This window comes from Enterobacter sp. EC_64 (assembly GCF_019584165.1).
Classification (GTDB): Bacteria; Pseudomonadota; Gammaproteobacteria; order Enterobacterales; family Enterobacteriaceae; genus Enterobacter; species Enterobacter roggenkampii.
Map to the genome: position 1 here is coordinate 14,111 of NZ_VDAS01000022.1, position 26,272 is coordinate 40,382.

The 26,272-nt window shown below is 57.7% G+C and carries 25 protein-coding genes; 22 read left to right on the plus strand and 3 right to left on the minus strand.

What is annotated here, in order from left to right; translation table 11 throughout:
• Positions 1-288 precede the first annotated feature (288 nt).
• The 4 genes from FHC52_RS16780 (at position 289) to sixA (ending at position 5,004) form a co-directional block, all read left to right on the plus strand.
• Complete coding sequence (locus tag FHC52_RS16780) at positions 289-573, plus strand: YfcZ/YiiS family protein (RefSeq protein ID WP_008502617.1); 285 nt, start codon at positions 289-291, stop codon at positions 571-573.
• A gap of 278 nt (positions 574-851) precedes the next feature.
• Complete coding sequence (fadI, locus tag FHC52_RS16785) at positions 852-2,162, plus strand: acetyl-CoA C-acyltransferase FadI (RefSeq protein WP_021241580.1); 1,311 nt, start codon at positions 852-854, stop codon at positions 2,160-2,162.
• The gene (fadJ, locus tag FHC52_RS16790; protein ID WP_126289173.1) at positions 2,162-4,309 is read left to right on the plus strand and encodes a fatty acid oxidation complex subunit alpha FadJ; all 2,148 of its coding nucleotides are present in this window, start codon (positions 2,162-2,164) and stop codon (positions 4,307-4,309) included. Before fadI ends, fadJ begins: the two co-directional genes overlap by 1 nt.
• Positions 4,310-4,518: 209 nt before the next feature.
• Positions 4,519-5,004, plus strand: a complete 486-nt coding sequence (sixA, locus tag FHC52_RS16795) for a phosphohistidine phosphatase SixA (RefSeq protein WP_014884683.1) — start codon at positions 4,519-4,521, stop codon at positions 5,002-5,004.
• Positions 5,005-5,050: 46 nt separating this feature from the next.
• Here the strand turns inward: sixA and smrB are convergent, their stop codons facing one another.
• Complete coding sequence (gene smrB, locus FHC52_RS16800; protein ID WP_023344606.1) at positions 5,051-5,602, minus strand: endonuclease SmrB; 552 nt, start codon at positions 5,600-5,602, stop codon at positions 5,051-5,053.
• Positions 5,603-5,747: 145 nt separating this feature from the next.
• Between smrB and prmB the strand changes: the two genes are divergently transcribed.
• The 6 genes from prmB to FHC52_RS16830 are packed head-to-tail and all read left to right on the plus strand — an operon-like array spanning position 5,748 to position 10,296.
• The gene (gene prmB, locus FHC52_RS16805) at positions 5,748-6,680 is read left to right on the plus strand and encodes a 50S ribosomal protein L3 N(5)-glutamine methyltransferase (RefSeq protein ID WP_008502612.1); all 933 of its coding nucleotides are present in this window, start codon (positions 5,748-5,750) and stop codon (positions 6,678-6,680) included.
• A 60-nt stretch (positions 6,681-6,740) separates the two neighbouring features.
• Positions 6,741-7,826 (plus strand): chorismate synthase, encoded by a 1,086-nt coding sequence (aroC, locus tag FHC52_RS16810; protein ID WP_045908745.1) that lies wholly within the window; start codon positions 6,741-6,743, stop codon positions 7,824-7,826.
• 2 nt (positions 7,827-7,828) lie between these two features.
• Positions 7,829-8,653: a penicillin-insensitive murein endopeptidase gene (gene mepA, locus FHC52_RS16815; protein ID WP_220420151.1), complete on the plus strand. Its 825-nt coding sequence runs from the start codon at positions 7,829-7,831 to the stop codon at positions 8,651-8,653.
• Positions 8,653-9,462 (plus strand): sulfite exporter TauE/SafE family protein, encoded by an 810-nt coding sequence (locus FHC52_RS16820; protein WP_045908744.1) that lies wholly within the window; start codon positions 8,653-8,655, stop codon positions 9,460-9,462. Before mepA ends, FHC52_RS16820 begins: the two co-directional genes overlap by 1 nt.
• Positions 9,462-10,007 (plus strand): elongation factor P hydroxylase, encoded by a 546-nt coding sequence (locus FHC52_RS16825; protein ID WP_048029666.1) that lies wholly within the window; start codon positions 9,462-9,464, stop codon positions 10,005-10,007. The genes FHC52_RS16820 and FHC52_RS16825 overlap by 1 nt, the downstream gene beginning before the upstream one ends.
• A 13-nt stretch (positions 10,008-10,020) precedes the next feature.
• Entirely contained in the window at positions 10,021-10,296 is a 276-nt protein-coding gene (locus tag FHC52_RS16830; protein ID WP_008502607.1) for a YfcL family protein, read from the plus strand.
• A gap of 97 nt (positions 10,297-10,393) precedes the next feature.
• Here the strand turns inward: FHC52_RS16830 and mnmC are convergent, their stop codons facing one another.
• Positions 10,394-12,391, minus strand: a complete 1,998-nt coding sequence (gene mnmC, locus FHC52_RS16835) for a bifunctional tRNA (5-methylaminomethyl-2-thiouridine)(34)-methyltransferase MnmD/FAD-dependent 5-carboxymethylaminomethyl-2-thiouridine(34) oxidoreductase MnmC (RefSeq protein ID WP_126289171.1) — start codon at positions 12,389-12,391, stop codon at positions 10,394-10,396.
• A gap of 158 nt (positions 12,392-12,549) precedes the next feature.
• Here mnmC and fabB point away from each other — a divergent pair, with 158 nt between their 5' ends.
• Positions 12,550-13,767, plus strand: a complete 1,218-nt coding sequence (gene fabB, locus FHC52_RS16840) for a beta-ketoacyl-ACP synthase I (RefSeq protein ID WP_014832795.1) — start codon at positions 12,550-12,552, stop codon at positions 13,765-13,767.
• 207 nt (positions 13,768-13,974) lie between these two features.
• Entirely contained in the window at positions 13,975-15,153 is a 1,179-nt protein-coding gene (locus FHC52_RS16845; RefSeq protein WP_126308003.1) for an MFS transporter, read from the plus strand.
• A 90-nt stretch (positions 15,154-15,243) separates the two neighbouring features.
• On the opposite strand, the gene flk is transcribed toward FHC52_RS16845, so the two are convergent.
• The gene (gene flk / locus FHC52_RS16850; protein WP_126289167.1) at positions 15,244-16,248 is read right to left on the minus strand and encodes a flagella biosynthesis regulator Flk; all 1,005 of its coding nucleotides are present in this window, start codon (positions 16,246-16,248) and stop codon (positions 15,244-15,246) included.
• Between the two features lie 113 nt (positions 16,249-16,361).
• Between flk and pdxB the strand changes: the two genes are divergently transcribed.
• The 10 genes from pdxB (at position 16,362) to FHC52_RS16900 (ending at position 26,030) form a co-directional block, all read left to right on the plus strand.
• Positions 16,362-17,498, plus strand: a complete 1,137-nt coding sequence (gene pdxB, locus FHC52_RS16855) for a 4-phosphoerythronate dehydrogenase PdxB (RefSeq protein ID WP_023294134.1) — start codon at positions 16,362-16,364, stop codon at positions 17,496-17,498.
• Positions 17,499-17,565: 67 nt separating this feature from the next.
• Complete coding sequence (locus tag FHC52_RS16860) at positions 17,566-18,579, plus strand: aspartate-semialdehyde dehydrogenase (protein WP_023325776.1); 1,014 nt, start codon at positions 17,566-17,568, stop codon at positions 18,577-18,579.
• On the plus strand, positions 18,579-19,391 hold the full coding sequence (gene truA / locus FHC52_RS16865; protein WP_126289165.1) for a tRNA pseudouridine(38-40) synthase TruA: 813 nt from the start codon (positions 18,579-18,581) through the stop codon (positions 19,389-19,391). The genes FHC52_RS16860 and truA overlap by 1 nt, the downstream gene beginning before the upstream one ends.
• 28 nt (positions 19,392-19,419) lie before the next feature.
• A complete protein-coding gene (locus tag FHC52_RS16870; protein WP_008502599.1) occupies positions 19,420-20,079 on the plus strand; it encodes a DedA family protein in 660 nt (219 codons plus the stop codon).
• Between the two features lie 154 nt (positions 20,080-20,233).
• Entirely contained in the window at positions 20,234-21,139 is a 906-nt protein-coding gene (gene accD, locus FHC52_RS16875) for an acetyl-CoA carboxylase, carboxyltransferase subunit beta (protein ID WP_008502598.1), read from the plus strand.
• A gap of 70 nt (positions 21,140-21,209) precedes the next feature.
• On the plus strand, positions 21,210-22,478 hold the full coding sequence (gene folC / locus FHC52_RS16880) for a bifunctional tetrahydrofolate synthase/dihydrofolate synthase (protein ID WP_032675252.1): 1,269 nt from the start codon (positions 21,210-21,212) through the stop codon (positions 22,476-22,478).
• Positions 22,468-23,166 (plus strand): cell division protein DedD, encoded by a 699-nt coding sequence (gene dedD, locus FHC52_RS16885; RefSeq protein ID WP_126289163.1) that lies wholly within the window; start codon positions 22,468-22,470, stop codon positions 23,164-23,166. Before folC ends, dedD begins: the two co-directional genes overlap by 11 nt.
• Positions 23,167-23,331: 165 nt before the next feature.
• Positions 23,332-23,820 carry a colicin V production protein gene (gene cvpA, locus FHC52_RS16890; protein ID WP_000262116.1) on the plus strand — a complete coding sequence of 163 codons (489 nt, stop codon included), beginning with the start codon at positions 23,332-23,334 and terminating at the stop codon, positions 23,818-23,820.
• Between the two features lie 33 nt (positions 23,821-23,853).
• Positions 23,854-25,371, plus strand: coding sequence for an amidophosphoribosyltransferase (gene purF, locus FHC52_RS16895; RefSeq protein WP_021241570.1), 1,518 nt, complete (start codon positions 23,854-23,856; stop codon positions 25,369-25,371).
• 89 nt (positions 25,372-25,460) lie between these two features.
• The gene (locus FHC52_RS16900; RefSeq protein ID WP_023344598.1) at positions 25,461-26,030 is read left to right on the plus strand and encodes a UbiX family flavin prenyltransferase; all 570 of its coding nucleotides are present in this window, start codon (positions 25,461-25,463) and stop codon (positions 26,028-26,030) included.
• Positions 26,031-26,272 lie beyond the last annotated feature (242 nt).

A 26,272-nucleotide genomic window follows, 5' to 3' on the forward strand; every position in this document is an offset into this window, starting at 1 on the left:
AGACAAATCAGACCAGTGGCCAGAGTATAGGTCCGACCAGCCTGAATGTTGCAAGTTTGTTTATTAATATTTTCAAACATGTTTCGTGAAACGAGATCTGGTTGGCAAAATTGTGACCATCGCGACTCACCCAAAAGGGTGGTTTTTGTTTTAGATCATTTTTTAGTGTGATATTGGTCACTTATCCGATTTTGCGCCATTAACGGCTGGAGAGAGCCCGCGCCGGGGCGTAAAATATCAGCATCGTGTTTATCTCGCGCGCTGCGCGAATACAGAGGAAATTGAGCTATGAGTAAATGCAGTGCTGATGAAACCCCGGTTTGCTGCTGTATGGATGTTGGCACCATCATGGACAACTCCGATTGCACCGCGTCTTACAGCCGTGTGTTCACCAACCGCGCCGAAGCGGAAGAGACCCTGGCCGCGCTGAGCAAGCGTGCGCGTGATGTTGAATCCGAGCCGTGTGAAATCAAGTCGACCTTTACCGAAGTGGAAGGCGGCGTGAAGCTGGACATCGACTTTGTTTTTGCCTGCGAAGCTGAAACGCTGATTTTCCAGCTGGGTCTGCGTTAATTTCAGCGGCCTGATGCCCTCACTCCGACCCTCTCCCACGGGAGAGGGCGTAAGCATTAAAAACGGTCACCTACGGGTTACCGTTTTGCTTTTACCTTGCGTACCCGGCAACATACCGCACAAATGCCCCTGCCATACAGGGGCATTTTCTTTTTCTTCTCTGTGTTTTAGCTCGCATTTTTTCGTTTCCCCGATTGGCTGAATGTAAAAAAATGGTTAAGACTATTATCAGGTCAGACCACTTTGTGTTTGCGAAAAATTTTTTACAGGGGAGTGTTATGAGTCAGGCATTACCGCTTATTACCCGTCAGGGCGATCGCATTGCCATAGTCAGTGGATTGCGCACGCCATTTGCGCGTCAGGCAACGGCGTTTCATGGCATACCGGCCGTCGACCTGGGGAAAATGGTAGTGGGGGAGATGCTGGCTCGCAGCGAAATTCCGCCGGAGGTCATCGAACAGCTGGTCTTCGGCCAGGTCGTGCAGATGCCTGAAGCCCCCAACATTGCGCGGGAAATCGTCCTCGGTACCGGGATGAATGTTCATACCGATGCCTACAGCGTCAGCCGCGCCTGCGCAACCAGCTTCCAGGCCGTGGCTAACGTCGCCGAAAGCCTGATGGCGGGCACCATTCGCGCCGGGATAGCGGGTGGAGCTGACTCCTCTTCGGTACTGCCGATTGGGGTCAGTAAAAAGCTGGCGCGCATCCTGGTGGATGCCAACAAAGCCCGTACGACGGGTCAGAAGCTCAAACTCTTCTCGCGTTTACGTCTGCGCGACCTGATGCCTGTACCTCCTGCCGTCGCGGAATACTCCACCGGCCTGCGCATGGGCGACACCGCCGAGCAGATGGCCAAAACCTACGGCATTACGCGTGAACAGCAGGATGCGCTGGCGCATCGTTCACATCAGCTTGCGGCAAAAGCCTGGTCGGAAGGCAAGCTGACCGATGAGGTCATGACCGCCTATATTCCGCCCTATCGCGAACCGCTTGCGGAAGATAACAATATTCGTGGCACGTCAACGCTGGCGGATTACGCCAAACTGCGCCCGGCGTTTGACCGCAAGCACGGCACCGTGACGGCGGCGAACAGTACGCCGCTGACGGACGGGGCTGCCGCCGTGATCCTGATGACCGAATCCCGTGCAAAAGAGCTGGGCATTACTCCCCTGGGCTATTTACGCAGCTACGCCTTCACCGCCATTGACGTCTGGCAGGACATGCTGTTGGGTCCGGCATGGTCCACGCCGCTGGCGCTGGATCGCGCGGGGCTGACGCTGGCTGATTTAACCCTGATTGATATGCACGAAGCGTTTGCCGCGCAAACCCTGGCAAACGTCCAGCTGCTGGCAAGCGAGCGTTTCGCACGTGATGTGCTGGGCCGCGCGCATGCCACGGGTGAAGTGGATCAGAGTAAATTCAACGTGCTGGGTGGCTCTATCGCCTACGGTCATCCGTTTGCCGCTACAGGGGCGAGGATGATCACGCAAACATTACATGAACTCCGTCGCCGTGGCGGTGGGTTTGGCCTTGTTACCGCCTGTGCGGCGGGCGGCCTTGGCGCAGCAATGGTTCTGGAGGCTGAATAATGGATATGCCATCTGCATTTAATCTGACGGTTCGCCTCGATAACGTGGCCGTTATCACTATTGATGTGCCTGATGAAAAGATGAATACCCTGAAGGCCGAATTTGGCGTTCAGGTGCGCGCGATGCTAAAGCAGATCCGCGAGAACAAAGCCATTCGCGGCCTGGTGTTTATCTCTGCCAAACCCGACAACTTTATCGCCGGTGCGGATATCAACATGATTGCCCGGGCGCAAAGCGCGCTGGAAGCCGAAGAGCTGGCGCGTCAGGGCCAGCAGGTGATGTCGGAGATCAACAGTCTCCCAATCCCGGTCATCGCAGCGATCCACGGTGCGTGTCTGGGCGGTGGGCTGGAGCTGGCGCTGGCCTGCCACAGCCGCATCTGTACTGACGATGCGAAAACCATTCTGGGCCTGCCGGAAGTGCAGCTGGGCCTGCTGCCAGGTTCTGGCGGAACGCAGCGTCTGCCGCGGCTGGTGGGCGTCAGCACGGCGCTGGAGATGATCTTAACCGGTAAACAGCTGCGTGCCCGTCAGGCGCTGAAAGCCGGTCTGGTCGATGACGTCGTGCCGCAGTCCATTTTGCTGGAGGCCGCCGTTGAGCTTGCGCTGAAAGGGCGTCAGGCAAAACGTCCTCTGCCGGTTCGCGAGCGCGTGCTGGCCGGTCCGCTGGGGAGAACGCTCCTGTTCAATATGGTGGGCAAAAAGACCGAACAAAAAACCAAAGGCAATTACCCGGCGGCAAAGCGGATCCTCGACGTGATCGAAACCGGGCTGTCGCAGGGCAGCAGCAGCGGCTATGCCGCGGAGGCCAAAGCCTTTGGTGAACTGGCGATGACGCCGCAGTCACAGGCATTGCGCAGCATCTTCTTCGCCAGCACTGACGTCAAAAAAGATCCCGGCAGCAAGGCGGAGCCTGCGCCTCTGCGTGCCATTGGCGTACTGGGTGGGGGGCTCATGGGCGGCGGTATCGCTTTTGTTACCGCCAGCAAAGGCAAATTGCCGGTACGCATCAAAGACATTAACCCTAAGGGAATCAACCACGCGCTGCAGTACAGCTGGCAGAACCTTGATCAAAAGGTCAAACGCCGCCATATCAAGGCAAGCGAGCGTGATAAAACCCTGGCAATGATCTCCGGTACGACCGATTACAGCGGTTTTGCGCACCGCGATCTGGTGATTGAAGCCGTGTTTGAGGATCTGGCGCTTAAGCAGCAGATGGTGGCAGACGTTGAGCAGCATTGCGCCCCGCATACCATTTTTGCCTCTAACACGTCGTCATTACCGATTGGCGATATCGCGGCGAAAGCCGCGCGTCCGGAGCAGGTGATCGGGCTGCACTTCTTTAGCCCGGTAGAAAAAATGCCGCTGGTGGAAGTTATTCCACACGAGACTACCAGTCCGCAAACCATCGCCACGGTAGTCAAACTTGCGAAGAAGCAGGGTAAAACGCCGATCGTGGTCGCAGATAAAGCCGGCTTCTACGTCAACCGTATTCTGGCGCCCTATATTAATGAAGCCATGCGGCTGCTGACGGAAGGCGAGAAGATCGAGCACGTCGACGAGGCGCTGGTAAAGTTTGGTTTCCCCGTTGGCCCAATCCAACTTTTGGATGAGGTGGGAATAGACACCGGCACTAAAATTATACCTGTGCTGGAGGCGGCTTATGGCGATCGTTTTAGCCCGCCTGCAAACATTGTTTCTGCAATTTTGAAGGACGATCGCAAAGGCAGAAAAAATGAACGCGGTTTCTATCTTTACGGCGCGAAAGGGCGTAAAAGCAAGAAACAGGTCGACCCTTCGGTTTATGGGCTTATTTCGACCACCGGTCAGGGAAAACTGTCTGCCGTTCAGTGCGCTGAACGTTGCGTGATGATGATGCTCAATGAAGCGGCGCGCTGCTTTGGTGAGCAGGTGATCAAGAGCGCACGCGATGGCGACATCGGCGCGGTATTTGGTATTGGTTTTCCGCCGTTCCTTGGCGGCCCGTTCCGCTACATGGATACACTCGGCGCGGGTGAAGTGGTTGCCATTTTGCAACGTCTGGCCTCGCAATATGGCCCACGGTTTACACCGTGTGACGAATTATTGCAGATGGCGGAACGGGGCCAGACATTTTGGCCTGCACGGGAAACTGATTTCGTAAACTGAAGTCAAAGAAGGGTAAATCCTGAGGTGAATGAACCTGTTCTGGCGATTTTGTAAACAGAGATTGACTATACTTACGCCATTGAGGTAAAAAACAGCGTTTCATTCATCGAATGGATCAGGCACAATGCCCGGCCATCGGGTTTTCTACCTCTTAGCATTTATCGCGGGTAGTTAACGCCGGTGATTCTGGTTAACAAAAGCGGTGCAATATGCAAGTTTTCATCATGCGTCACGGCGACGCGGCACTCGATGCCGCCAGTGACTCAGTACGTCCTTTAACCGTCTGTGGCTGCGACGAATCCCGTCTGATGGCAACCTGGCTTAAAGGTCAAAAAGTGGACATTGAACGCGTTCTTGTGAGTCCGTTCCTGCGTGCAGAACAGACGCTGGATGTGGTAGGGGAGTGTATGAACCTGCCGTCCAGTGTGGATGTTCTCCCCGAACTGACACCATGCGGTGATGTCGGCCTTGTCAGCGCTTATCTTCAGGCGCTGTGCAATGAAGGTGTCGCTTCCGCACTGGTCATTTCCCACCTGCCGCTGGTCGGCTATCTGGTATCTGAGCTGTGCCCGGGCGAAACGCCGCCTATGTTCACCACTTCCGCGATTGCCAACGTCACCCTCGACGAAACCGGCAAAGGGGTCTTCAACTGGCAAATGAGCCCGTGCAACCTGAAGATGGCAAAAGCGATCTGACGTGACGTGTGACAGGGCGGGGTGCTATATCTTTCCCGCCCTTCTGTCAGGGCAACTCTGGCGGCTGCCACTCCTCAACTTCAATCAATACCAGCAAGGCGGCATCTCCGCCGTACTCTTTCGGTGCCTGATGAAACGCCATTACGTGTGGGTGCTGAGCCAGCCACAGCGGCGTCTGTTGCTTGAGGATATGTTTCCCGTGGCCATGCATCACGCAGGCGCAAAAAACATGTTCGCGGCGACAGGCGGCAATCAACGCTCCCAGCTCCTGTTTCGCCTGCATTTGCGTTAAGCCGTGCAGATCCAGAAACAGCTCCGGCGAATAATCTCCCCGGCGTAACTTTTTCAGTTCGAAATGGCTGACGTCCTCGCGCACGTATTTCACCGCGCCCTGGGTATTAAGCAGCGGCTGAAACTCGTCTGAAAAGTAGTGGCTATTATCGGCCTGCTCCTGCAGCAGCCGTTTGACCGGAACTTCGCTGATTTTTTTACGCAGCGGGCGATGGACGATGGTGTCCTGCGCGATTTTCCGCGTCCCGGTCATTAGCTGGCGGAAGAGCGCCTGATCCTCCTCGCTGAGCGATGTTTTCTTTTTCATTCGTCATTCTCATCTCGTATTTCCGATAGTGTACCCGACTAAACGCATTTTTTAACCTCAAGCGGTACGCGTCATTGCTGATTTATCGCCGTCTTCATGGCAAACTAGCCGCCGAAAATTATGCGAGCATGCCCTGGAGGAAAGAGTGGATAAAATATTTGTCGATGAAGCAGTAAACGAGCTGCATACCATACAGGACATGTTGCGCTGGTCGGTTAGCCGCTTCAGCGCCGCCAATATCTGGTACGGACACGGTACCGACAACCCGTGGGATGAGGCCGTGCAGCTGGTGCTGCCGTCACTCTATCTGCCGCTGGATATTCCGGAAGACATGCGCACCGCGCGCCTGACCTCCAGCGAAAAACACCGCATCGTTGAGCGCGTGATCCGCCGCGTCAACGAACGCATCCCGGTCGCCTACCTGACCAACAAAGCCTGGTTCTGCGGTCACGAGTTCTATGTCGATGAGCGCGTGCTGGTGCCGCGCTCACCGATTGGTGAGCTGATTAACAACCACTTTGAAGGCCTGATCGGCCATCAGCCGCAGCACATCCTGGATATGTGTACCGGCAGCGGCTGTATAGCCATTGCCTGCGCCTACGCCTTCCCGGAAGCGGAGGTCGATGCCGTCGATATCTCCACCGATGCGCTGGCCGTGACCGAGCACAACATTGAAGAGCACGGCCTGATCCATCACGTCACGCCAATTCGCTCCGATCTGTTCCGCGATCTGCCGACGCTGCAGTACGATCTGATCGTCACCAACCCGCCGTACGTCGATGCGGAAGACATGTCCGATCTGCCGAACGAATACCGTCATGAGCCGGAGCTGGGTCTGGCGTCAGGATCTGACGGCCTGAAGCTGACCCGCCGCATTCTGGCCTGCGCGCCGGATTATCTGACCGACGACGGCGTTCTGATTTGTGAAGTGGGCAACAGCATGGTACATCTGATAGAGCAGTACCCGGATGTGCCGTTCACCTGGCTTGAGTTCGACAACGGCGGTGACGGCGTCTTTATGCTGACCAAAGCGCAGCTGCTCGACGCGCGCGAGCACTTCAGCATCTATAAAGATTAATCCAGCGGGCTTCGGCCCGTTTCACAACGCTCAAACACAAACAACAACATCGGAGCCGTGATGGCAGGAAACAGTATTGGACAGGTATTCCGCGTGACCACCTTTGGCGAGTCGCACGGGCTGGCGCTGGGCTGTATCGTTGATGGCGTACCGCCAGGCATCGAACTGACCGAAGCCGATTTGCAACACGACCTTGACCGTCGTCGTCCGGGCACCTCTCGCTACACCACGCAGCGTCGCGAGCCGGACCAGGTCAAAATTCTCTCCGGCGTCTTTGAAGGACGCACTACAGGCACCAGCATTGGTCTGCTGATTGAAAACACCGATCAGCGCTCCCAGGACTACGGCGCCATCAAAGACGTGTTCCGTCCGGGCCATGCCGACTATACCTACGAACAAAAGTACGGCTTCCGCGACTATCGCGGCGGCGGACGTTCTTCTGCGCGTGAAACCGCGATGCGCGTGGCGGCGGGTGCCATTGCCAAAAAATACCTGCAGCAGAAATTTGGCATCGTTATCCGCGGCTGTCTGACCCAGATGGGCGACATTCCGCTGGCGATCAAAGACTGGGATCTGGTCGAGCAAAACCCGTTCTTCTGTGCCGATGCCGACAAGCTGGATGCGCTGGACGAACTGATGCGGGGCCTGAAAAAAGAGGGCGACTCCATCGGGGCGAAAGTGACCGTCGTGGCCGACGGCGTCCCGCCAGGCTGGGGCGAGCCGGTATTTGACCGTCTCGACGCCGACATCGCCCACGCGCTGATGAGCATCAACGCGGTGAAGGGCGTTGAGATTGGCGACGGTTTTGACGTGGTATCCCTGCGCGGCAGCCAGAATCGCGACGAGATCACGAAAGCGGGCTTCCAGAGCAACCACGCGGGCGGCATTCTGGGCGGTATCAGCAGCGGGCAGCAGATTATTGCCAACATCGCGCTGAAGCCAACCTCCAGCATTACCGTGCCGGGCCACACGATTAACCGCGATGGCGAAGAAGTTGAGATGATCACCAAAGGACGTCACGATCCGTGCGTGGGGATCCGCGCGGTGCCGATCGCAGAGGCGATGCTTGCGATCGTGCTGATGGATCACTTCCTGCGCCAGCGCGCGCAGAATGCGGATGTGACGACCACCATTCCACGCTGGTAAACATGAAAAAAACCGCAATTGCTCTGCTGGCGCTGCTGGCCAGTGGAGCCAGTCTGGCCGCGACGCCATGGCAAAAAATCACCCACCCGGTGGCGGGGAGCGCGCAGTCCATCGGCGCCTTTTCCAACGGCTGTATCGTCGGCGCGCAGGAACTTCCACTGCAATCAGACACCTATCAGGTGATGCGTACCGACCAGCGTCGCTATTTTGGCCACCCGGATCTGGTGCTGTTTATTCAGCGTCTTGGCAACCAGGTGCATAACCTGGGGCTGGGCACGATGCTGATCGGTGATATGGGGATGCCTGCCGGCGGGCGTTTTAATGGGGGACACGCCAGTCACCAGACCGGACTGGATGTCGATATCTTCCTGCAGCTGCCGAAAGCGCGCTGGAGTTCAGCGCAGCTGCTGAAGCCGCAGGCGCTGGATCTGGTGGCGAGCGACGGCAAGCGCGTTGTGCCGTCCCTGTGGACGCGGGAGGTCTCCAGCATGATCAAGCTGGCGGCAGAAGATAACGACGTCACGCGGATTTTCGTCAACCCGGCCATCAAGCAGCAGCTCTGCCTGGATGCCGGAACGGACCGCGACTGGCTGCGCAAAGTGCGCCCGTGGTTCCAGCATCGCGCGCACATGCACGTTCGCCTGCGCTGCCCGGCGAACAGCCTGGAATGTGAAGATCAGCCGCTCCCGCCGCCAGGCGATCGCTGCGGTGCGGAACTGCAAAGCTGGTTTGAACCGGCAAAACCTGGAACCTCTAAGCCTGAGAAGAAGACACCGCCTCCGTTGCCGCCTTCCTGCCAGGCGCTACTGGATGAGCATGTACTTTAATGGATAATTTCGTCGATCTGTTTATGGTGTCACCGCTGCTGCTGGTGGTGCTGTTCTTCGTGGCCATGCTGGCCGGTTTTATTGATGCCCTTGCGGGCGGTGGTGGGTTATTAACCGTACCCGCGCTGCTGGCGGCGGGCATGAGCCCGGCGCAGGCGCTTGCCACCAACAAGCTGCAGGCCTGCGGCGGCTCGCTCTCAGCGTCGCTCTATTTTATCCGCCGCAAGGTGGTGAGCCTGGCCGACCAGAAGCTCAATATCCTGATGACCTTTATTGGTTCCACGTCGGGCGCGCTGCTGGTTCAGCACGTGCAGTCGGATATTTTGCGCCAGATCCTGCCGGTTCTGGTCATCTGCATCGGGCTTTATTTCCTGCTAATGCCGAAGCTCGGCGAGGAAGACCGCCAGCGTCGTCTGCACGGTCTGCCGTTTGCCCTGATTGCCGGGGGCTGCGTCGGCTTTTACGACGGTTTCTTCGGCCCGGGGGCGGGCTCGTTTTACGCGCTGGCGTTCGTGACGCTGGCCGGGTTTAACCTCGCCAAGTCGACCGCTCATGCCAAAGTGCTCAACGCGACGTCGAACCTTGGCGGTCTGCTGCTGTTTATCATTGGCGGCAAGGTCATCTGGGCAACCGGATTCGTCATGATGGCAGGGCAGTTCCTGGGCGCGCGCGCGGGTTCGCGTCTGGTGTTAAGCAAAGGACAAAAGCTGATTCGACCGATGATCGTCATCGTCTCGGCCGTAATGAGCGCCAAACTTCTTTATGACAGCCATGGACAGGAGATCCTCACCTGGTTGGGGATGCATTAATGAACAGTACGCATAAATACGAACAGCTGATTGAGATTTTTGACGGCTGTTTTGCTGACGATTTTAATACCCGTCTGATTAAAGGCGACGACGAACCGATCTATCTTCCTGCTGATGCAGAGGTTCCGTATAACCGCATCGTCTTTGCGCACGGCTTTTACGCCAGCGGTTTGCACGAAATTTCGCACTGGTGTATCGCCGGAAAAGCGCGTCGCGAGCTGGTGGACTTTGGTTACTGGTACTGCCCGGACGGGCGTGACGCCGCAACGCAGGGCCAGTTTGAGGATGTGGAAGTGAAGCCGCAGGCGCTGGAATGGCTATTCTGCGTCGCGGCGGGTTTCCCATTCAACGTGAGCTGTGACAACCTCGAAGGCGACTTCGAGCCAGACCGTATCGTCTTCCAGCGCCGCGTGCATGCGCAGGTGATGGACTATCTTGAGAAAGGCATCCCGGAACGTCCGGCGCGCCTGATTGAGGCCTTACAGAATTATTACCACACGCCGGTGATCACGGCGGAATGCTTCCCTTGGCCGGAAGATCTTTAACAGAGGAAAGAAGATGATCGCAGAATTTGAATCACGCATTCTGGCGTTAATTGATGACATGGTGGAACACGCCAGCGATGATGAGCTGTTCGCCAGCGGTTATCTGCGTGGTCACCTGACGCTCGCGGTAGCCGAGCTGGAAGCAGGTGACGATCACTCTGCCGACGCTGTTCATGAGGAAGTGACCCGCAGTCTGGAGAAAGCCATTCAGGCCGGGGAGCTCTCTCCGCGCGACCAGTCACTGGTGCTGGGCATGTGGGACAACCTGTTCCAGCAGGCTAAACGCTAAGTCATTGTTTTTCGCCCGGTGGCGCTGCGCTTACCGGGCCTACTAATTTTCCCTCTCCCTGTGGGAGAGGGTCAGGGTGAGGGCACCAGGCCGCACCTTACTTAACCATTTTCCCCTTCAGCAGTTTCCTTACCCACAAGCGATTCGGATTCAGTCCCGCAAGCGTAACCCTGTCCAGCGGAATTGGCTCGTCGCTCATTTGCGCGGCTAATACTTCAGCCAGCAGCGGCGCAGAGCACAGCCCGCGGGAACCCAGTCCGCCCAGCATAAACAGCTCTGGATAGACCGGTGAAGTCACCGCCGTCTCCTGGTGTTCAGCCAGATCCTCATAGGCCGCAAGCGTCGCCTCGTAGTCCGGCGCGTTGCCCGCCATCGGCAGATGATCGCGGGTGGCGCAGCGCACGCCGCAGCGCGCGTCACCCTCGCTGACGTCAACCTCTTTCGCCCACGCCGCATCCGGGAAACAGTCAATCAGGCGCTGGCGGTTTTGCAACTGATCCGCCTCGCTGTAGTGCATCTCCGTTTCGCCACGATGATAGCTGGCCCCGATGCAGTGATGGCCGTTAGAGGGATTTTGCGGCGTCAGATAGCCGTCATAGCACAGCACCTGACGCAGTTTGCCGAGCGCAGGCGCGGTCGGGATATGGCTCACCTGGCCGCCGACCGGATAAACCGGCAACGTCGCTGTCTGAATAAACTGGCTGATGTGATGCCCGTTGGCCAGCACAACGCTGGCATGGCTCGCCTCCTTGCCATCAGCGAAACGCAGATCCCAGCGTTCTGTCCGGGTGAGCGATGCCACCTTGTGGCCATACTGCACCGTCAGCCCGCGCGACTGCGCCAGGGCAATGACCGCCGCGGTCAGTTCAGCCGGGCACAGCCAGCCGCCGAGCGGATACTGAATGCCCCCACACCCGGTTTCCACGCCAGCGGTGTCCGCCACCTCTTGCGCACTGACCGCGCGGGCAATCTCTTCCGGCAGGCCCAGCGACAGCATCTGCGCGATCTTCTGCTGGCTCTTCTCATCCCAGCCGAGCTGCGTGACGCCGCACCAGTCATGGTCGAACGTTACCGGCAGGGCGTCGTACAGGCGACGGGCGAAGGTAAACGCTGCCGGGAAAAACTGGAACAGGGCCGGGTCGTGTGCGCTTAAAAGCGGATAGAGCGCCCCCTGACGGTTGCCGGATGCGCCGCTGGCGGGCGCCTCGTCAGCGCAGTAGAGCGTCACCTGCCAGCCACGCTGGAGAAGGGCGAGCGAGAGCAGGGCGCTGGCGATCCCGCCGCCAACGATCGCCACGTCGCGCGATGCGCTGGCGCGGCGCGCAAACCAGGGCGTCTGAGCGGGGATGTCCAGCGTCTGCTCCATCCTGCCGACCAGCATGTCGCGTTTGCGGCCAAAGCCTTTGGTCTTCTGCATGGTAAAGCCCGCCTCCTGCAACCCACGGCGGACAAAGCCCGCCGAGGTGAAGGTGGCAAGCGTTGCGCCAGGGCGCGCCAGCCGCGCCATCGCGTTAAACAGATGCTGGCTCCACATGTCCGGGTTTTTGGCAGGGGCAAAACCGTCCAGGAACCACGCGTCGACCTTCTGATTCATCGAATCATCGAGCCTGTCGGTCAGGTCGTTGATGTCGCCGAGCCATAAGTCCAGCGTGACGCGTCCGCCGTCCAGCATCAGACGATGACAGCCGCCGATGTGGGGCGGCCACTGCGCCTGAAGCTGCTCCGCCCAGGGCGCCAGCTCCGGCCAGCGCTGGTGGGCAAGCCGCAGATCGTTCGCGGTGAGCGGGAATTTTTCGAAACTGATGAAATGTAATCTTTGTAGCGTAGCCTCGGGGTGAGCAGCGTGGAACTGGTTAAACGCCTGCCAGAGGGTTAAAAAATTCAGCCCGGTGCCGAATCCACTTTCCGCGACCACAAACAGGCTCCGCGGGTGCGCCGGGAAGCGGGTGCTGAGCTGGTTTCCGTCGAGGAAAACATATCGAGTTTCTTCGAGTCCGTTATCATTAGAAAAATAGACGTCATCAAAATCTCGGGAAACAGGTGTACCCTCAGCGTTGAATTCGAGGTTGGCGGGTTGTATAGCGTTTTGTTTCACGTAAGTTACTCGTCTGACAGGCAGTGGCACGATCTTAACGATGTGAGTCCATCGGTGCAAATTTCCGCAGAAAATGTCTGATCGGACTTGTTCGGCGTACAAGTGTACGCTATTGTGCGACTCGAAACTTACTATAGTGCGACTTACAGAGGTATTGAATGAAACGTGCAGTGATTACTGGCCTGGGCATTGTTTCCAGCATCGGTAATAACCAGCAGGAAGTCCTGGCATCTCTGCGTGAAGGACGCTCCGGGATCACTTTCTCTGAAGAGTTTAAAGATTCAGGTATGCGTAGCCACGTATGGGGTAACGTCAAACTGGACACCACCGGTTTGATTGACCGCAAAGTGGTTCGTTTCATGAACGATGCCTCTATTTATGCTTATCTCTCCATGCAGGAAGCGATCAAAGATTCTGGCCTGAGCGAAGAGGTTTATCAGAACAACCCGCGCGTGGGTCTGATCGCCGGTTCCGGCGGCTCATCTAAAGCGCAGGTATTTGGTGCTGACGCAATGCGTAGCCCGCGTGGTCTGAAAGCGGTAGGTCCGTACGTGGTGACTAAAGCCATGGGTTCTGCGGTTTCCGCATGCCTGGCGACCCCGTTCAAAATCCACGGTGTGAACTACTCCATCAGCTCTGCGTGTGCGACCTCCGCGCACTGCATCGGTAACGCTGTTGAGCAGATCCAGCTGGGTAAACAGGACATCGTATTTGCTGGCGGCGGCGAAGAACTGGGCTGGGAAATGGCCTGCGAATTCGACGCGATGGGCGCACTGTCCACCAAGTACAATGAGACTCCGGACAAAGCTTCCCGTACCTACGATGCGCACCGTGACGGTTTCGTCATCGCGGGCGGCGGCGGTATGGTTGTGGTTGAAGAGCTGGAACACGCCCTGGCACGTGGTGCGCACATCTATGCTGAGATCGTGGGCTACGGTGCAACGTCTGACGGCGCCGACATGGTTGCACCATCCGGCGAAGGCGCGGTGCGCTGCATGAAGATGGCGATGCACGGCGTTGACACCCCAATCGACTACCTGAACTCTCACGGTACCTCTACGCCGGTAGGCGACGTGAAAGAGCTGGGTGCGATCCGCGAAGTTTTCGGCGACAACAGCCCGGCGATCTCTGCGACCAAAGCCATGACCGGTCACTCTCTGGGTGCGGCTGGCGTTCAGGAAGCGATCTACTCTCTGCTAATGCTGGAAAACGGCTTTATCGCCCCAAGCATCAATATCGAAGAGATGGACGAGCAGGCTGCTGGCCTGAACATCGTGACCAAACCAACGGAAGCGACGCTGACTACCGTCATGTCCAACAGCTTCGGTTTCGGTGGCACCAACGCCACGCTGGTCATGCGTAAGCTGAAAGCATAAGTTTTATGTTTGATTCGAAAGGGGAGCCATAAGGCTCCCTTTTTTATGCATTGACAAGCGGCTGATCTCACAGGCAAACTTCACCACTCAACATTATCCTCACGATAATGCGTAAGCGTTTAACGTCAACCAACGCACCTTAATCCTGATAATCAGGTAGAGGGGGCGTGGCATTTCCCCGCCTTACTCTTCATTTCGGAGTAAAGCATGACTGCAGTAACTCAAACAGAAACAACCCCTTCAGCGAACGTCTCGCTGTTCCGTATCGCCTTTGCGGTATTCCTGACCTATATGACCGTTGGCCTGCCGCTGCCGGTGATCCCGCTGTTCGTTCATCAGGAGCTGGGCTATGGCAACACCATGGTCGGCATTGCCGTGGGCATTCAGTTTTTAGCCACGGTATTAACCCGCGGCTACGCCGGACGGCTGGCGGACCAGCACGGTGCCAAACGCTCGGCGCTGCAGGGGATGTTTGCCTGCGGGCTGGCGGGCGGCGCATGGCTGCTGGCGGCTCTATTGCCGGTCGATGCCGCGTATAAATTTGCGCTGCTGGTGCTGGGCCGTTTAATTCTCGGCTTCGGTGAAAGCCAGCTGCTGACCGGCACCCTGACCTGGGGAATGGGGCTGGTGGGGCCAGCACGTTCCGGCAAGGTGATGTCCTGGAACGGCATGGCCATCTACGGCGCGCTGGCCGCCGGGGCACCGCTTGGTCTGCTGATCAACAGCCAGTTCGGTTTTGCGGCGCTGGCTGCCACCACCATGGCGCTGCCGCTGGTGGCATGGGCGTTTAACGGCTCGGTGCGTAAGGTGCCTGCGCACAAAGGCGAGCGTCCTTCCCTGTGGAGCGTGGTCGGCCAAATCTGGCAGCCGGGCCTGGGTCTGGCGCTGCAGGGCGTGGGTTTTGCGGTGATTGGGACGTTCGTCTCGCTCTATTTTATGAGCCGCGGCTGGACGATGGCCGGTTTTACGCTTACCGCGTTTGGCGGCGCGTTTGTGCTGATGCGCGTGCTTTTTGGCTGGATGCCGGATCGCTTTGGTGGCGTGAAGGTGGCGGTGGCGTCGCTGGTCATTGAAACGATCGGTCTTCTGCTGTTGTGGAATGCACCCGTGGCATCCGTGGCCCTGCTTGGTGCGGCGCTGACCGGCTGCGGCTGTTCTCTGATTTTCCCGGCACTCGGTGTTGAAGTGGTGAAGCGCGTGGCTCCGCAGGTGCGCGGGACGGCGCTCGGCGGCTATGCGGCGTTTCAGGATATCTCATACGGGTTAACCGGGCCGCTGGCCGGGGTGTTAGCCACCTCGTTTGGCTATCCGTCCGTCTTCCTGGCCGGTGCGGTTTCCGCGGTGGTGGGGATCGTGGTGACGCTGGTGGCGTTTCGTAGAACGTGAGTCGTTGTTGCCGGGTGGCGGCTGCGCCTTACCCGGCCTACGGTTCAAGCCGTTGTAGGCCCGGTAAGCGCAGCGCCACCGGGCAAAATATCAGGCAACCAGCCAGAAAATCGCCAGCGCAATCAGCAGTGCAATAAATATCAATCCCGGACGCGCAGAAAGTGTTCTGAAGGTCTCCACGACCGGCGCAAACAGCGGGCTGTAGATCGGCTGAATATTTCTCACCTCTGGTACGCCGCCTTCGCGCTCGGCGCGGCGAACAAAGATCTGGTTGAGCAGATCCTGCACCTGCGCGGTAGTCAGTACCGTTTGCGGCGTGGCCTGCCAGTTCTGCTGGGCATAATCCCGAATCACCTCGAACTCGTGCGGCTCAAGCGGCTGTTTCAGCGCGGCCTGGACAGTATGCAGAGTCGGGGCGCTCTGGGTGCTGAGCGTCTGGCGTGCCTGGAGCCAGGTCACCAGATGGGTAAACTGTTTGGCCGGGATCAGCTCGCCTGCCTTCACGCCCGACAGTTCCAGCATGGATTGCCAGATAAGCTTCGTCGGCTCGCCGGTGGCCGCGGCCAGCTTTGTCACCATCTGCTTGAGCGTATTGTGCTCGGCGGGCAGCAGCGGACGCTCGGTCGCCGGGCGCACCTGCGGCTGCGGAATCGACAGCTCATTGTTCTGCAGCAGCGTCAGCACGGTTTTGAGCTGGTCGGGCGTAAGCTGGCCCAGCGCGGTCTGACCATACTGCTGGCGAATAAAATCACTCACCGCCTGGCGGTTATTTCCCTGGCCCAGCAGCTCCGTCAGCTGAGAAACAATCTGGCGCGTGGTGTGGTTCTGCTGCGCGGTCGTAATACGCTGGTTCAGATTTTGCTCGGCAGCGGGGAAATGGCGCGACTGCAGCGGTGCGTCGTTCCTCACGCCTAAATCATGCTTCACCCCGGCCCAGACTTCCGCGTTTTGCTGTGAAGTCAGCGCAATCAGGCGCGTGATCAGTCGCTCCAGCACGGTGCGCTGTTGCGTGGATAGCGGTTGTTCACCGGCAACGTTTGGCGTGACGGGGCCTTCACCCGGAGGGCGTGGCGGCGTACCTGAAATGGGCTGCATCGTCAAAAATCCTTAAAGTCAAAACTCAGCGTAAACCTGGCAGACGTATATGCCTGGCGGCCAGATTATGGCACACTTGGCAGGTTTTCTTCCTCTCAAACAGGTACTCAGACGTGAAAATCCTCGTTGATGAAAATATGCCTTACGCCCGTGAGCTGTTTAGCCGCCTGGGTAACGTTAAGGCTGTTCCTGGTCGCCCGATCCCGGTCAACGAACTGGACGATGCCGACGCCCTGATGGTGCGCTCGGTGACCAAAGTAAATGAGGCGTTGCTCGCCGGTAAGGCGATTAAGTTCGTTGGGACCGCAACGGCAGGGACCGATCATGTGGATGATAAATGGCTGAAGCAGGCCGGAATCGGTTTCTCCGCCGCGCCGGGCTGTAACGCGATTGCCGTCGTGGAATACGTTTTCTCCTCGCTGCTGATGCTGGCCGAGCGCGACGGGTTTGCGCTGAAAGACCGCACCGTGGGGATTGTCGGCGTGGGTAACGTCGGCGGACGCCTGCAAAAGCGCCTGGAAGCGTTAGGGATCCGCACGTTGCTGTGCGATCCGCCGCGCAAAGACAACGGCGATGACGGGGATTTCCGTTCGCTGGACGAGCTGGTTGAACAGTGCGACGTGCTGACGTTCCACACGCCGCTGTTTAAAGAGGGGCCGTATAAGTCTCTGCATCTGGCCGATGAGGCGTTAATTCGCCGTCTGAAGGCTGGCACTATTCTGATAAATGCCTGCCGTGGTCCGGTAGTCGATAACGCCGCTCTGCTGACGTGTCTGAACGAAGGACAAGACCTCAGCGTGGTGCTGGACGTCTGGGAGCCGGAGCCGGACCTCAACGTTGAGCTGCTAAATAAGGTTGATGTGGGCACGGCGCATATCGCTGGTTATACCCTCGAAGGGAAAGCCCGCGGTACGACGCAGGTCTTCGAAGCCTACAGCGCCTTTATCGGCCATCCGCAGCAGGTGGCGCTGGATACCTTACTCCCCGCGCCTGAATTTGGCCGCATTACCCTTCACGGCCCGCTCGATCAGGCAACGCTGAAAAGGCTGGTGCATTTGGTGTATGATGTGCGCCGCGATGATGCGCTGCTGCGTAAAGTGGCGGGGATCCCGGGTGAGTTTGATAAGCTGCGCAAGAACTACGTTGAGCGCCGCGAGTGGTCTTCCCTCTATGTGATGTGCGACGACGCGTCGGCGGCGACGCTGCTGCACAAGCTGGGGTTTAACGCCGTTCATCACCCGGCGCATTAATGTCTTCTTAATGCTCCCTGTCGGATACTCCGACAGGGACGCTTTTTTATTTCTGGAGTAAACCACCATGTCTGAAGGCTGGAACATTGCCATTTTAGGTGCCACGGGTGCCGTGGGCGAAGCCCTGCTCGAAACGCTTGCTGAGCGTCAGTTCCCGGTGGGCGATATCTATGCGCTGGCGCGAACGGATAGCGCGGGTGAGCATCTGCGTTTTAACAATAAATCCGTCATGGTTCAGGATGCGGCGGCGTTCGACTGGACGCAGGCGCAGCTGGCGTTTTTCGCCGCGGGCGCTGAAGCCACTGCGGCGTACGTTGAAGAGGCGACCAACGCAGGCTGCCTGGTCATCGATCTGAGCGGTCTGTTCTCCATGGAGCCGGATGTGCCGCTGGTGGTGCCGGACGTGAACCCGTTTGTGCTGGCTGACTACCGCAACCGTAACGTCATTGCGGTGCCGAACAGCCTGACCAGCCAGCTGCTGACTGCACTGAAACCGCTGATCGACGACGGCGGCCTGTCGCGCATTACCGTCACCAGCCTGCTGTCCGCGTCCGCAAACGGCAAAAAGGCCGTTGACGCGCTGGCCGGGCAGAGCGCGAAGCTGCTGAACGGCATTCCGATTGATGAAGATGATTTCTTTGGCCGCCAGCTGGCGTTCAACATGCTGCCGCTATTGCCGGACCGCGAGGGCTCCGTGCGCGAAGAGCGTCGTATCGTCGATGAGGTGCGTAAAATTCTGCAGGACGATGGCCTGATGATCTCCGCAAGCGTCGTGCAGTCCCCGGTCTTCTACGGTCACGCGCAGATGGTCGGCTTTGAAGCGCTGCGTCCCCTGGCGGCAGAAGAGGCGCGCGATGCGTTTGGCCGCGGGGAAGACATCGTCCTCTCTGAAGAGAGCGAGTTCCCGACGCAGGTAGGCGACGCCACCGGTAGCGCGCATCTTTCCGTTGGCTGCGTGCGTAACGACTACGGTATGCCGGAGCAGGTTCAGTTCTGGTCCGTTGCCGACAACGTTCGTTTCGGCGGCGCGCTGATGGCGGTCAAGATCGCCGAGAAACTGGTGCAGGAGTACCTGTACTGATGTCAGACGTGGAACAAAAGCCGGGTCATAAAATTGCCCTCGGTATTGAGTACGATGGCAGTAAATATTATGGCTGGCAGCGTCAGAATGAGGTACGCAGCGTCCAGGAGAAGCTGGAGAAAGCGCTCTCTCAGGTGGCAAACGAGCCGATTAACGTCCTGTGCGCAGGCCGTACGGACGCGGGCGTTCACGGCACGGGGCAGGTGGTGCACTTTGAGACCACCGCCGTGCGTAAGGATGCCGCCTGGACGCTGGGTGTAAATGCGAATTTGCCTGGTGACATTGCGGTGCGTTGGGTGAAAGCTGTGCCGGATGATTTTCATGCGCGTTTCAGCGCCACCGCGCGTCGTTACCGTTATGTCATCTACAACCAGCGTCTGCGTCCGGCGGTGTTAAGCCAGGGCGTGACGCATTTTTATGAACCGCTCGATGCGGAACGCATGCATCGCGCGGCGCAGTGTCTGATTGGTGAAAATGACTTTACCTCGTTTCGTGCGGTGCAGTGTCAGTCCCGCACGCCGTGGCGTAATGTCATGCACATTCACGTCAGCCGTTTTGGCGCGTATGTGGTGGTGGATATCAAAGCCAATGCCTTTGTACATCATATGGTGCGGAATATTGTGGGCAGCCTGATGGAAGTGGGTGCCGGACACCAGCCGGAGAGCTGGATTGCAGACCTGCTGGCAGCGAAGGACAGAACGCTTGCGGCAGCCACGGCGAAAGCGGAAGGGCTGTATCTGGTCTCGGTAGACTATCCGGATCGGTTTGACCTGCCGAAACCGCCAATGGGGCCGCTGTTTTTAGCGGACTAAACAAAGGTGCAATTAAGGCTTAGACAATATGGACGTAATTCGTTTTTTGATTGATTTCATCCTGCATATTGATGTTCACCTGGCAGAGCTGGTCGCGCAGTATGGCGTCTGGGTTTATGCCATTCTGTTCCTCATTCTGTTCTGTGAAACCGGGCTGGTTGTCACGCCGTTCCTGCCGGGCGATTCACTGCTGTTTGTCGCCGGGGCGTTATCGGCGCTGCCCACCAACGATCTGAATGTGCATCTTATGGTGGTGCTGATGGTGATTGCCGCCATCGTCGGTGATGCGGTCAACTACACGATTGGACGCGTATTCGGTGAACGGCTTTTCAGCAATCCGGATTCAAAAATTTTCCGCCGCAGCTATTTAGATAAAACTCATGCGTTTTATGAACGCCATGGCGGAAAAACCATTATCCTTGCGCGCTTTGTGCCTATTGTGCGCACATTTGCACCGTTTGTGGCGGGAATGGGACATATGTCCTATCGTCATTTTGCCATGTATAACGTCGTGGGGGCGCTGCTGTGGGTACTGCTGTTTACCTATGCGGGTTACCTGTTTGGCGATCTCCCAGTGGTTCAGGAAAATCTTAAGTTACTGATTGTAGCGATTATTGTGCTTTCCGTACTGCCGGGCGTTATCGAAATCATTCGTCATAAACGTGCGGCGGCAAAGCAAGCGAAGTAAATGCACGCTGGCGGTTCGACCACTTTTTTATCCAAAGTTTCGGGCTGTTATGTTTTAATGTGCAACATTCATGGTCTGTTGGAGGCAAAAATGGCATTATTCGCCTCTTATAGCAAAACTGGCATACGACCAGGTTCAGGCAGAAAGGTTATCAATGAGCTGGATTGAACGAATTAAAAGCAACATTACCCCAACGCGTAAAGCGAGCATTCCTGAAGGGGTATGGACGAAGTGTGATAGCTGCGGCCAGGTTCTGTATCGCGCAGAGCTGGAGCGCAACCTTGAGGTGTGTCCGAAGTGTGACCACCATATGCGTATGTCGGCGCGCAACCGCCTGCATAGCCTGCTGGACGAAGGTTCTCTGGTAGAACTGGGCAGCGAGCTTGAGCCAAAAGACGTGCTGAAGTTCCGCGACTCCAAAAAATATAAAGATCGTCTGGCCTCCGCACAGAAAGAGACCGGCGAGAAAGACGCGCTGGTCGTCATGAAAGGCACCCTGCATGGGATGCCGGTTGTTGCCGCTGCATTTGAGTTCTCCTTTATGGGCGGCTCAATGGGCTCCGTGGTCGGTGCGCGCTTCGTGCGTGCCGTTGAGCAGGCGCTGGAAGACAACTGTCCGCTGATCTGCTTCTCTGCCTCCGGCGGAGCACGTATGCAGGAAGCGCTGATGTCCCTGATGCAGATGGCTAAAACCTCTGCAGCGCTGGCGAAGATGCAGGAGCGCGGTCTGCCGTACATCTCCGTGCTGACCGACCCAACCATGGGCGGCGTCTCCGCGAGCTTCGCGATGCTGGGCGACCTGAACGTCGCTGAGCCAAAAGCGCTGATCGGCTTTGCGGGTCCTCGCGTTATCGAGCAGACCGTTCGTGAAAAACTGCCGCCGGGATTCCAGCGCAGTGAGTTCCTCATTGAGAAAGGCGCCATCGACATGATCGTCCGCCGTCCGGAAATGCGCCTGAAGCTGGCGCGCATCCTGGCGAAGCTGATGAATCTGCCAGCGCCGAACCCGGATGAGCCGCGTGAAGGCGTGGTGGTACCGGATCAGGAACCCGAGGCCTGATAACTGAAAAGGGCAGGGCCGGTTGGCGCTGCCCTTTTGCTTTCTAATCTGTTAATGACAACCGGGCATTATGGAAAATAAAAGCATTCCCCAAGCCACGTCGCCCCTGGCCGCGTGGCTTTCTTATCTGGAAAACCTGCACAGTAAAACCATCGATATGGGGCTTGAGCGCGTAAGCCAGGTTGCCGCGCGTCTTGATGTGCTGAAACCGGCGCCTTTCGTGTTCACCGTCGCAGGCACCAACGGCAAAGGTACCACCTGCCGCACGCTGGAATCCGTCCTGATGGCGGCGGGCTACAGGGTCGGCGTGTACAGCTCGCCACATCTGGTACGCTACACCGAGCGGGTTCGTGTGCAGAACCGCGAGCTGCCGGAGTCGGCGCATACGGCGTCGTTCGCGGAAATTGAAGCCGCGCGCGGAGAGACCTCATTAACCTATTTTGAATACGGCACTCTGTCGGCCCTGTGGCTGTTCAAACAGGCCCAGCTGGACGTGGTGATCCTTGAGGTTGGTCTTGGCGGACGTCTTGATGCGACCAATATCGTCGATGCAGACGTGGCGGTAGTGACCAGCATCGCGCTGGATCATATCGACTGGCTGGGGCCCGATCGTGAAAGCATTGGCCGCGAGAAGGCCGGTATTTTCCGGGCAAATAAACCTGCCGTGGTGGGCGAGCCGGACATGCCGCACACCATTGCTGACGTGGCGAACGAAAAGGGCGCACAGCTGCTGCGCCGCGGCGTTGACTGGCAGTATGAGGTTCAGGACAACGGCTGGCGCTTTAGCGACGCGCAGGGGGCGCTGGATAACCTGCCGCTGCCGCAGGTCCCGCAGCCAAACGCGGCAACCGCGCTGGCGGCACTGCGCGCCAGCGGCCTCGCGGTCAGCGAACAGGCGATCCGCGAGGGTATACAAAACGCGATTCTGCCAGGACGTTTCCAGATTGTGAGCGAGTCACCGCGCCTGATTCTGGATGTGGCGCACAACCCCCACGCGGCGGCGTATCTCGCGGGACGTCTCAAATCGTTACCAAAAACCGGGCGCGTGCTGGCGGTTATCGGTATGCTTCATGATAAAGATATCGGCGGGACGCTGGCCTGCATGGAGAGTGTGGTCGATAGCTGGTATTGTGCTCCTCTGGAGGGGCCACGCGGCGCGACGGCTGAGCAACTGATGGAACATCTCGGCAAAGGCGCAATCTACAGTAGCGTGGCGCAGGCCTGGCATGCCGCGATGGCGGAGGCTAAACCAGAAGATACCGTGCTGGTGTGTGGTTCATTCCACACGGTGGCACATGTCATGGAAGTGATGGACGCGGGGAGAACCGGTGGCGAGTAAGTTTCAGAACCGTTTAACAGGAACCATTGTGCTGGTCGCGCTCGGGGTGATTATTCTTCCCGGGCTGCTCGACGGGCAGAAAAAGCATTATCAGGATGAGTTTGCCGCGATTCCGCTGGTGCCGAAACCGGGCGACCGCGATGAGCCGGATATGCTGCCCGCGGCGACGCAGGCGCTGCCTGCTCAGCCTCCGGAAGGGGCGGCGGAAGAGGTGCGCGCGGGCGATGCCGCCGCACCGTCGCTCGATCCGTCTCGCCTGGCGGCCACGAGCAACAGCGATATCGATCCTGTGCCGGTCGAGCAGCCTAAACCGGTTGAAAAACCGAAGCCGGTTGAGAAGCCGCAGCCGAAACCGCAGCGTGATAAAGCGGCAGAACAGCTCGCTGCAGCGTCAGAGAGGCCTCCGCCAGCAAAACCGACGCAGCAGGACGCTGCTGCCCCAACGGGCAAAGCCTACGTGGTGCAGCTCGGTGCGCTGAAAAATGCGGACAAGGTGAATGAGGTGGTGGGTAAACTGCGCAGTGCGGGATATCGTGTTTACACTTCACCTTCCACGCCGGTGCAGGGTAAAATTACCCGTATCCTCGTGGGGCCAGAAGCGTCTAAAGACAAACTGAAAGGGTCGCTGGGTGAGCTGAAGCAGATCTCCGGCCTGAGCGGTGTGGTGATGGGCTACAGCGCGAACTAAGTACGACCTGCTCCTGTAAGAGAGAGGCGATAAGCCACGGCGTTGAACATTTTTTCAGCGCCTTTTTTATTTACGCGCGGGAAGGAAATCCCTACGCAAACGTTTTCTTTTTCTGTTAGAATTCGCCCCGAACTGGATGACAGGGCGTTTAATCGTGGGACACATATGGTCTGGATTGATTACGCCATCATTGCGGTGATTGGTTTTTCCTGTCTGGTTAGCCTGATCCGTGGCTTTGTTCGTGAAGCGTTATCGCTGGTGACCTGGGGTTGTGCTTTCTTTGTCGCCAGTCATTACTACACTTACCTGTCTGTCTGGTTCACGGGCTTTGAAGATGAACTGGTCCGAAATGGAATCGCCATCGCGGTGCTGTTTATCGCGACGCTGATTGTTGGCGCTATCGTCAATTACGTGATAGGTCAGCTGGTCGAGAAAACCGGTCTGTCAGGAACGGACAGGGTACTCGGGATCTGTTTCGGGGCGTTGCGAGGCGTGCTGATTGTGGCCGCGATCCTGTTCTTCCTGGATACCTTTACCGGGTTCTCCAAAAGTGAAGACTGGCAGAAATCGCAGCTCATTCCAGAGTTCAGCTTCATCATCAGATGGTTCTTTGACTATCTGCAAAGCTCGTCGAGTTTTTTGCCCAGGGCATAAACCCTGAGATGTGGCTTAACGAGGAAAAGACGAATGTGCGGTATTGTCGGTATCGCCGGTTTCATGCCGGTAAACCAGTCGATTTATGACGCGTTAACGGTGCTTCAGCACCGTGGGCAGGATGCTGCGGGTATCATCACCATTGATGCAAACAACTGCTTCCGTTTACGCAAGGCGAATGGCCTGGTAAACGATGTGTTTGAAGCCCGCCATATGCAGCGTCTGCAAGGTAATATGGGGATCGGTCACGTTCGTTATCCTACCGCTGGCAGTTCCAGCGCCTCTGAGGCACAGCCTTTCTACGTCAACTCACCGTATGGCATCACCCTTGCCCATAACGGCAACCTGACCAACGCGCATGAGCTGCGTAAAAAGCTGTTCGAAGAGAAACGTCGCCACATTAACACCACCTCTGATTCTGAAATCCTGCTCAACGTGTTCGCCAGCGAGCTGGATAACTTCCGTCACTATCCGCTGGAAGCGGACAACATTTTTGCCGCGATTGCCGCGACCAACCGTCAGATCCGCGGTGCGTACGCCTGCGTGGCGATGATCATCGGTCACGGCATGGTGGCCTTCCGCGATCCAAACGGCATTCGTCCGCTGGTGCTCGGCAAGCGCGACCTCGGCGATGGCCGTACCGAATATATGGTTGCCTCTGAAAGCGTGGCGCTGGATACCCTGGGCTTCGAATTCCTGCGCGACGTGGCGCCGGGCGAAGCGGTGTATATCACCGAGAAGGGCCAGCTGTTTACCCGCCAGTGTGCCGACAACCCGGTCAGCAACCCGTGCCTGTTTGAATACGTTTACTTTGCCCGTCCGGACTCCTTCATCGACAAGATTTCCGTCTACAGCGCGCGCGTCAATATGGGCACGAAGCTCGGCGAGAAGATTGCCCGCGAGTGGGACGATCTGGACATCGACGTGGTGATTCCTATCCCGGAAACCTCCTGCGATATCGCGCTGGAGATCGCCCGCATTCTGGATAAGCCATACCGTCAGGGCTTTGTGAAGAACCGCTACGTTGGCCGCACCTTTATCATGCCGGGGCAGCATCTGCGCCGTAAGTCCGTGCGCCGCAAGCTGAACGCTAACCGCGCGGAATTCCGCGACAAGAATGTTCTGCTGGTGGATGACTCCATCGTTCGCGGTACCACCTCTGAGCAGATTATCGAGATGGCACGCGAAGCGGGTGCGAAGAAAGTCTATCTGGCCTCTGCTGCGCCGGAGATTCGCTTCCCGAACGTGTACGGTATTGATATGCCAACCGCCAACGAGCTGATCGCTCATGGCCGTGAAGTGGACGAAATTCGCCAGATCATCGGTGCTGACGGCCTGATTTTCCAGGATCTGAACGACCTCATCGACGCGGTGCGTGCCGAGAATCCGGAAATTCAGCAGTTTGAATGCTCCGTGTTCAACGGTATTTACGTGACCAAAGACGTTGACCAGCAGTACCTCGACTATCTTGATTCGCTGCGCAACGACGACGCCAAAGCCGTTCAGCTGCAAAACGATCTCGAAAGCTTAGAGATGCACAACGAAGGTTGATGTTCCGGCAGGTGAGGGCGTATGCCCTCACTTGCAACTCCCCGCAAAATCCTGCACAGTCTGCCCTGAAATCAGTAAGGGCGAAAATCATGAAACGACTCATAGTTGGGCTCAGCGGTGCCAGCGGTGCGATTTACGGCGTACGTTTGCTACAGGTTCTGCGTAACGTGGCGGACGTCGAAACCCATCTGGTGATGAGCCAGGCGGCGCGGCAGACCCTCTCTCTGGAAACCGATCTCTCCCTGCGTGATGTTCAGGCGCTTGCGGATGTCGTTCACGATGCCCGTGATATCGCCGCCAGCATCTCCTCAGGCTCGTTTAAAACCGCCGGCATGGTGATCCTGCCCTGTTCAATCAAAACGCTCTCCGGCATTGTGAACAGCTATACCGACACCCTGGTGACGCGTGCGGCGGATGTGGTGCTGAAGGAGCGGCGTCCTCTGGTGCTGTGCGTGAGGGAAACGCCGCTGCACCTGGGCCATCTGCGCTTAATGACGCAGGCTGCTGAGCTGGGGGCTGTGATCATGCCGCCGGTGCCCGCGTTCTACCATCGTCCGCAAACGCTGGACGACATTATCAACCAGACCGTTAACCGCGTACTCGATCAGTTCGACATCGACCTGCCCGAGGATCTCTTCACCCGCTGGCAGGGTGCCTGAATCTGTGCACATAGCCGGTGCATGAAAAGACACGTTGCCCTGTTTCAGGGCAATTATGCAACGGCGATCATATCCTCGACATTTAATTCGTTTTTTCCCTTTTTCTCTCTCCGGTTCGTTCGGCAGACCTGCTATCTTTCACCATTAAGGCAGTATCGCAACGTTTTATTAACATATTTAACGTCGAAGTTTTAACCAGACGGCAATGTGGCATAAGACCTGCAAGATGAAGCCTGCAACAC

Coding starts and splice junctions, on each gene's coding strand:
- FHC52_RS16820 (WP_045908744.1), top strand. CDS start 8,653: ATGGATAATTTCGTCGATCTGTTTATGGTGTCACCGCTGCTGCTGGTG.
- sixA (WP_014884683.1), top strand. CDS start 4,519: ATGCAAGTTTTCATCATGCGTCACGGCGACGCGGCACTCGATGCCGCC.
- FHC52_RS16860 (WP_023325776.1), top strand. CDS start 17,566: ATGTCTGAAGGCTGGAACATTGCCATTTTAGGTGCCACGGGTGCCGTG.
- folC (WP_032675252.1), top strand. CDS start 21,210: ATGGAAAATAAAAGCATTCCCCAAGCCACGTCGCCCCTGGCCGCGTGG.
- FHC52_RS16825 (WP_048029666.1), top strand. CDS start 9,462: ATGAACAGTACGCATAAATACGAACAGCTGATTGAGATTTTTGACGGC.
- FHC52_RS16830 (WP_008502607.1), top strand. CDS start 10,021: ATGATCGCAGAATTTGAATCACGCATTCTGGCGTTAATTGATGACATG.
- fabB (WP_014832795.1), top strand. CDS start 12,550: ATGAAACGTGCAGTGATTACTGGCCTGGGCATTGTTTCCAGCATCGGT.
- FHC52_RS16780 (WP_008502617.1), top strand. CDS start 289: ATGAGTAAATGCAGTGCTGATGAAACCCCGGTTTGCTGCTGTATGGAT.
- cvpA (WP_000262116.1), top strand. CDS start 23,332: ATGGTCTGGATTGATTACGCCATCATTGCGGTGATTGGTTTTTCCTGT.
- fadJ (WP_126289173.1), top strand. CDS start 2,162: ATGGATATGCCATCTGCATTTAATCTGACGGTTCGCCTCGATAACGTG.
- accD (WP_008502598.1), top strand. CDS start 20,234: ATGAGCTGGATTGAACGAATTAAAAGCAACATTACCCCAACGCGTAAA.
- smrB (WP_023344606.1), bottom strand. CDS start 5,602: ATGAAAAAGAAAACATCGCTCAGCGAGGAGGATCAGGCGCTCTTCCGC.
- purF (WP_021241570.1), top strand. CDS start 23,854: ATGTGCGGTATTGTCGGTATCGCCGGTTTCATGCCGGTAAACCAGTCG.
- FHC52_RS16870 (WP_008502599.1), top strand. CDS start 19,420: ATGGACGTAATTCGTTTTTTGATTGATTTCATCCTGCATATTGATGTT.
- aroC (WP_045908745.1), top strand. CDS start 6,741: ATGGCAGGAAACAGTATTGGACAGGTATTCCGCGTGACCACCTTTGGC.
- FHC52_RS16845 (WP_126308003.1), top strand. CDS start 13,975: ATGACTGCAGTAACTCAAACAGAAACAACCCCTTCAGCGAACGTCTCG.
- flk (WP_126289167.1), bottom strand. CDS start 16,248: ATGCAGCCCATTTCAGGTACGCCGCCACGCCCTCCGGGTGAAGGCCCC.
- mepA (WP_220420151.1), top strand. CDS start 7,829: ATGAAAAAAACCGCAATTGCTCTGCTGGCGCTGCTGGCCAGTGGAGCC.
- truA (WP_126289165.1), top strand. CDS start 18,579: ATGTCAGACGTGGAACAAAAGCCGGGTCATAAAATTGCCCTCGGTATT.
- fadI (WP_021241580.1), top strand. CDS start 852: ATGAGTCAGGCATTACCGCTTATTACCCGTCAGGGCGATCGCATTGCC.
- FHC52_RS16900 (WP_023344598.1), top strand. CDS start 25,461: ATGAAACGACTCATAGTTGGGCTCAGCGGTGCCAGCGGTGCGATTTAC.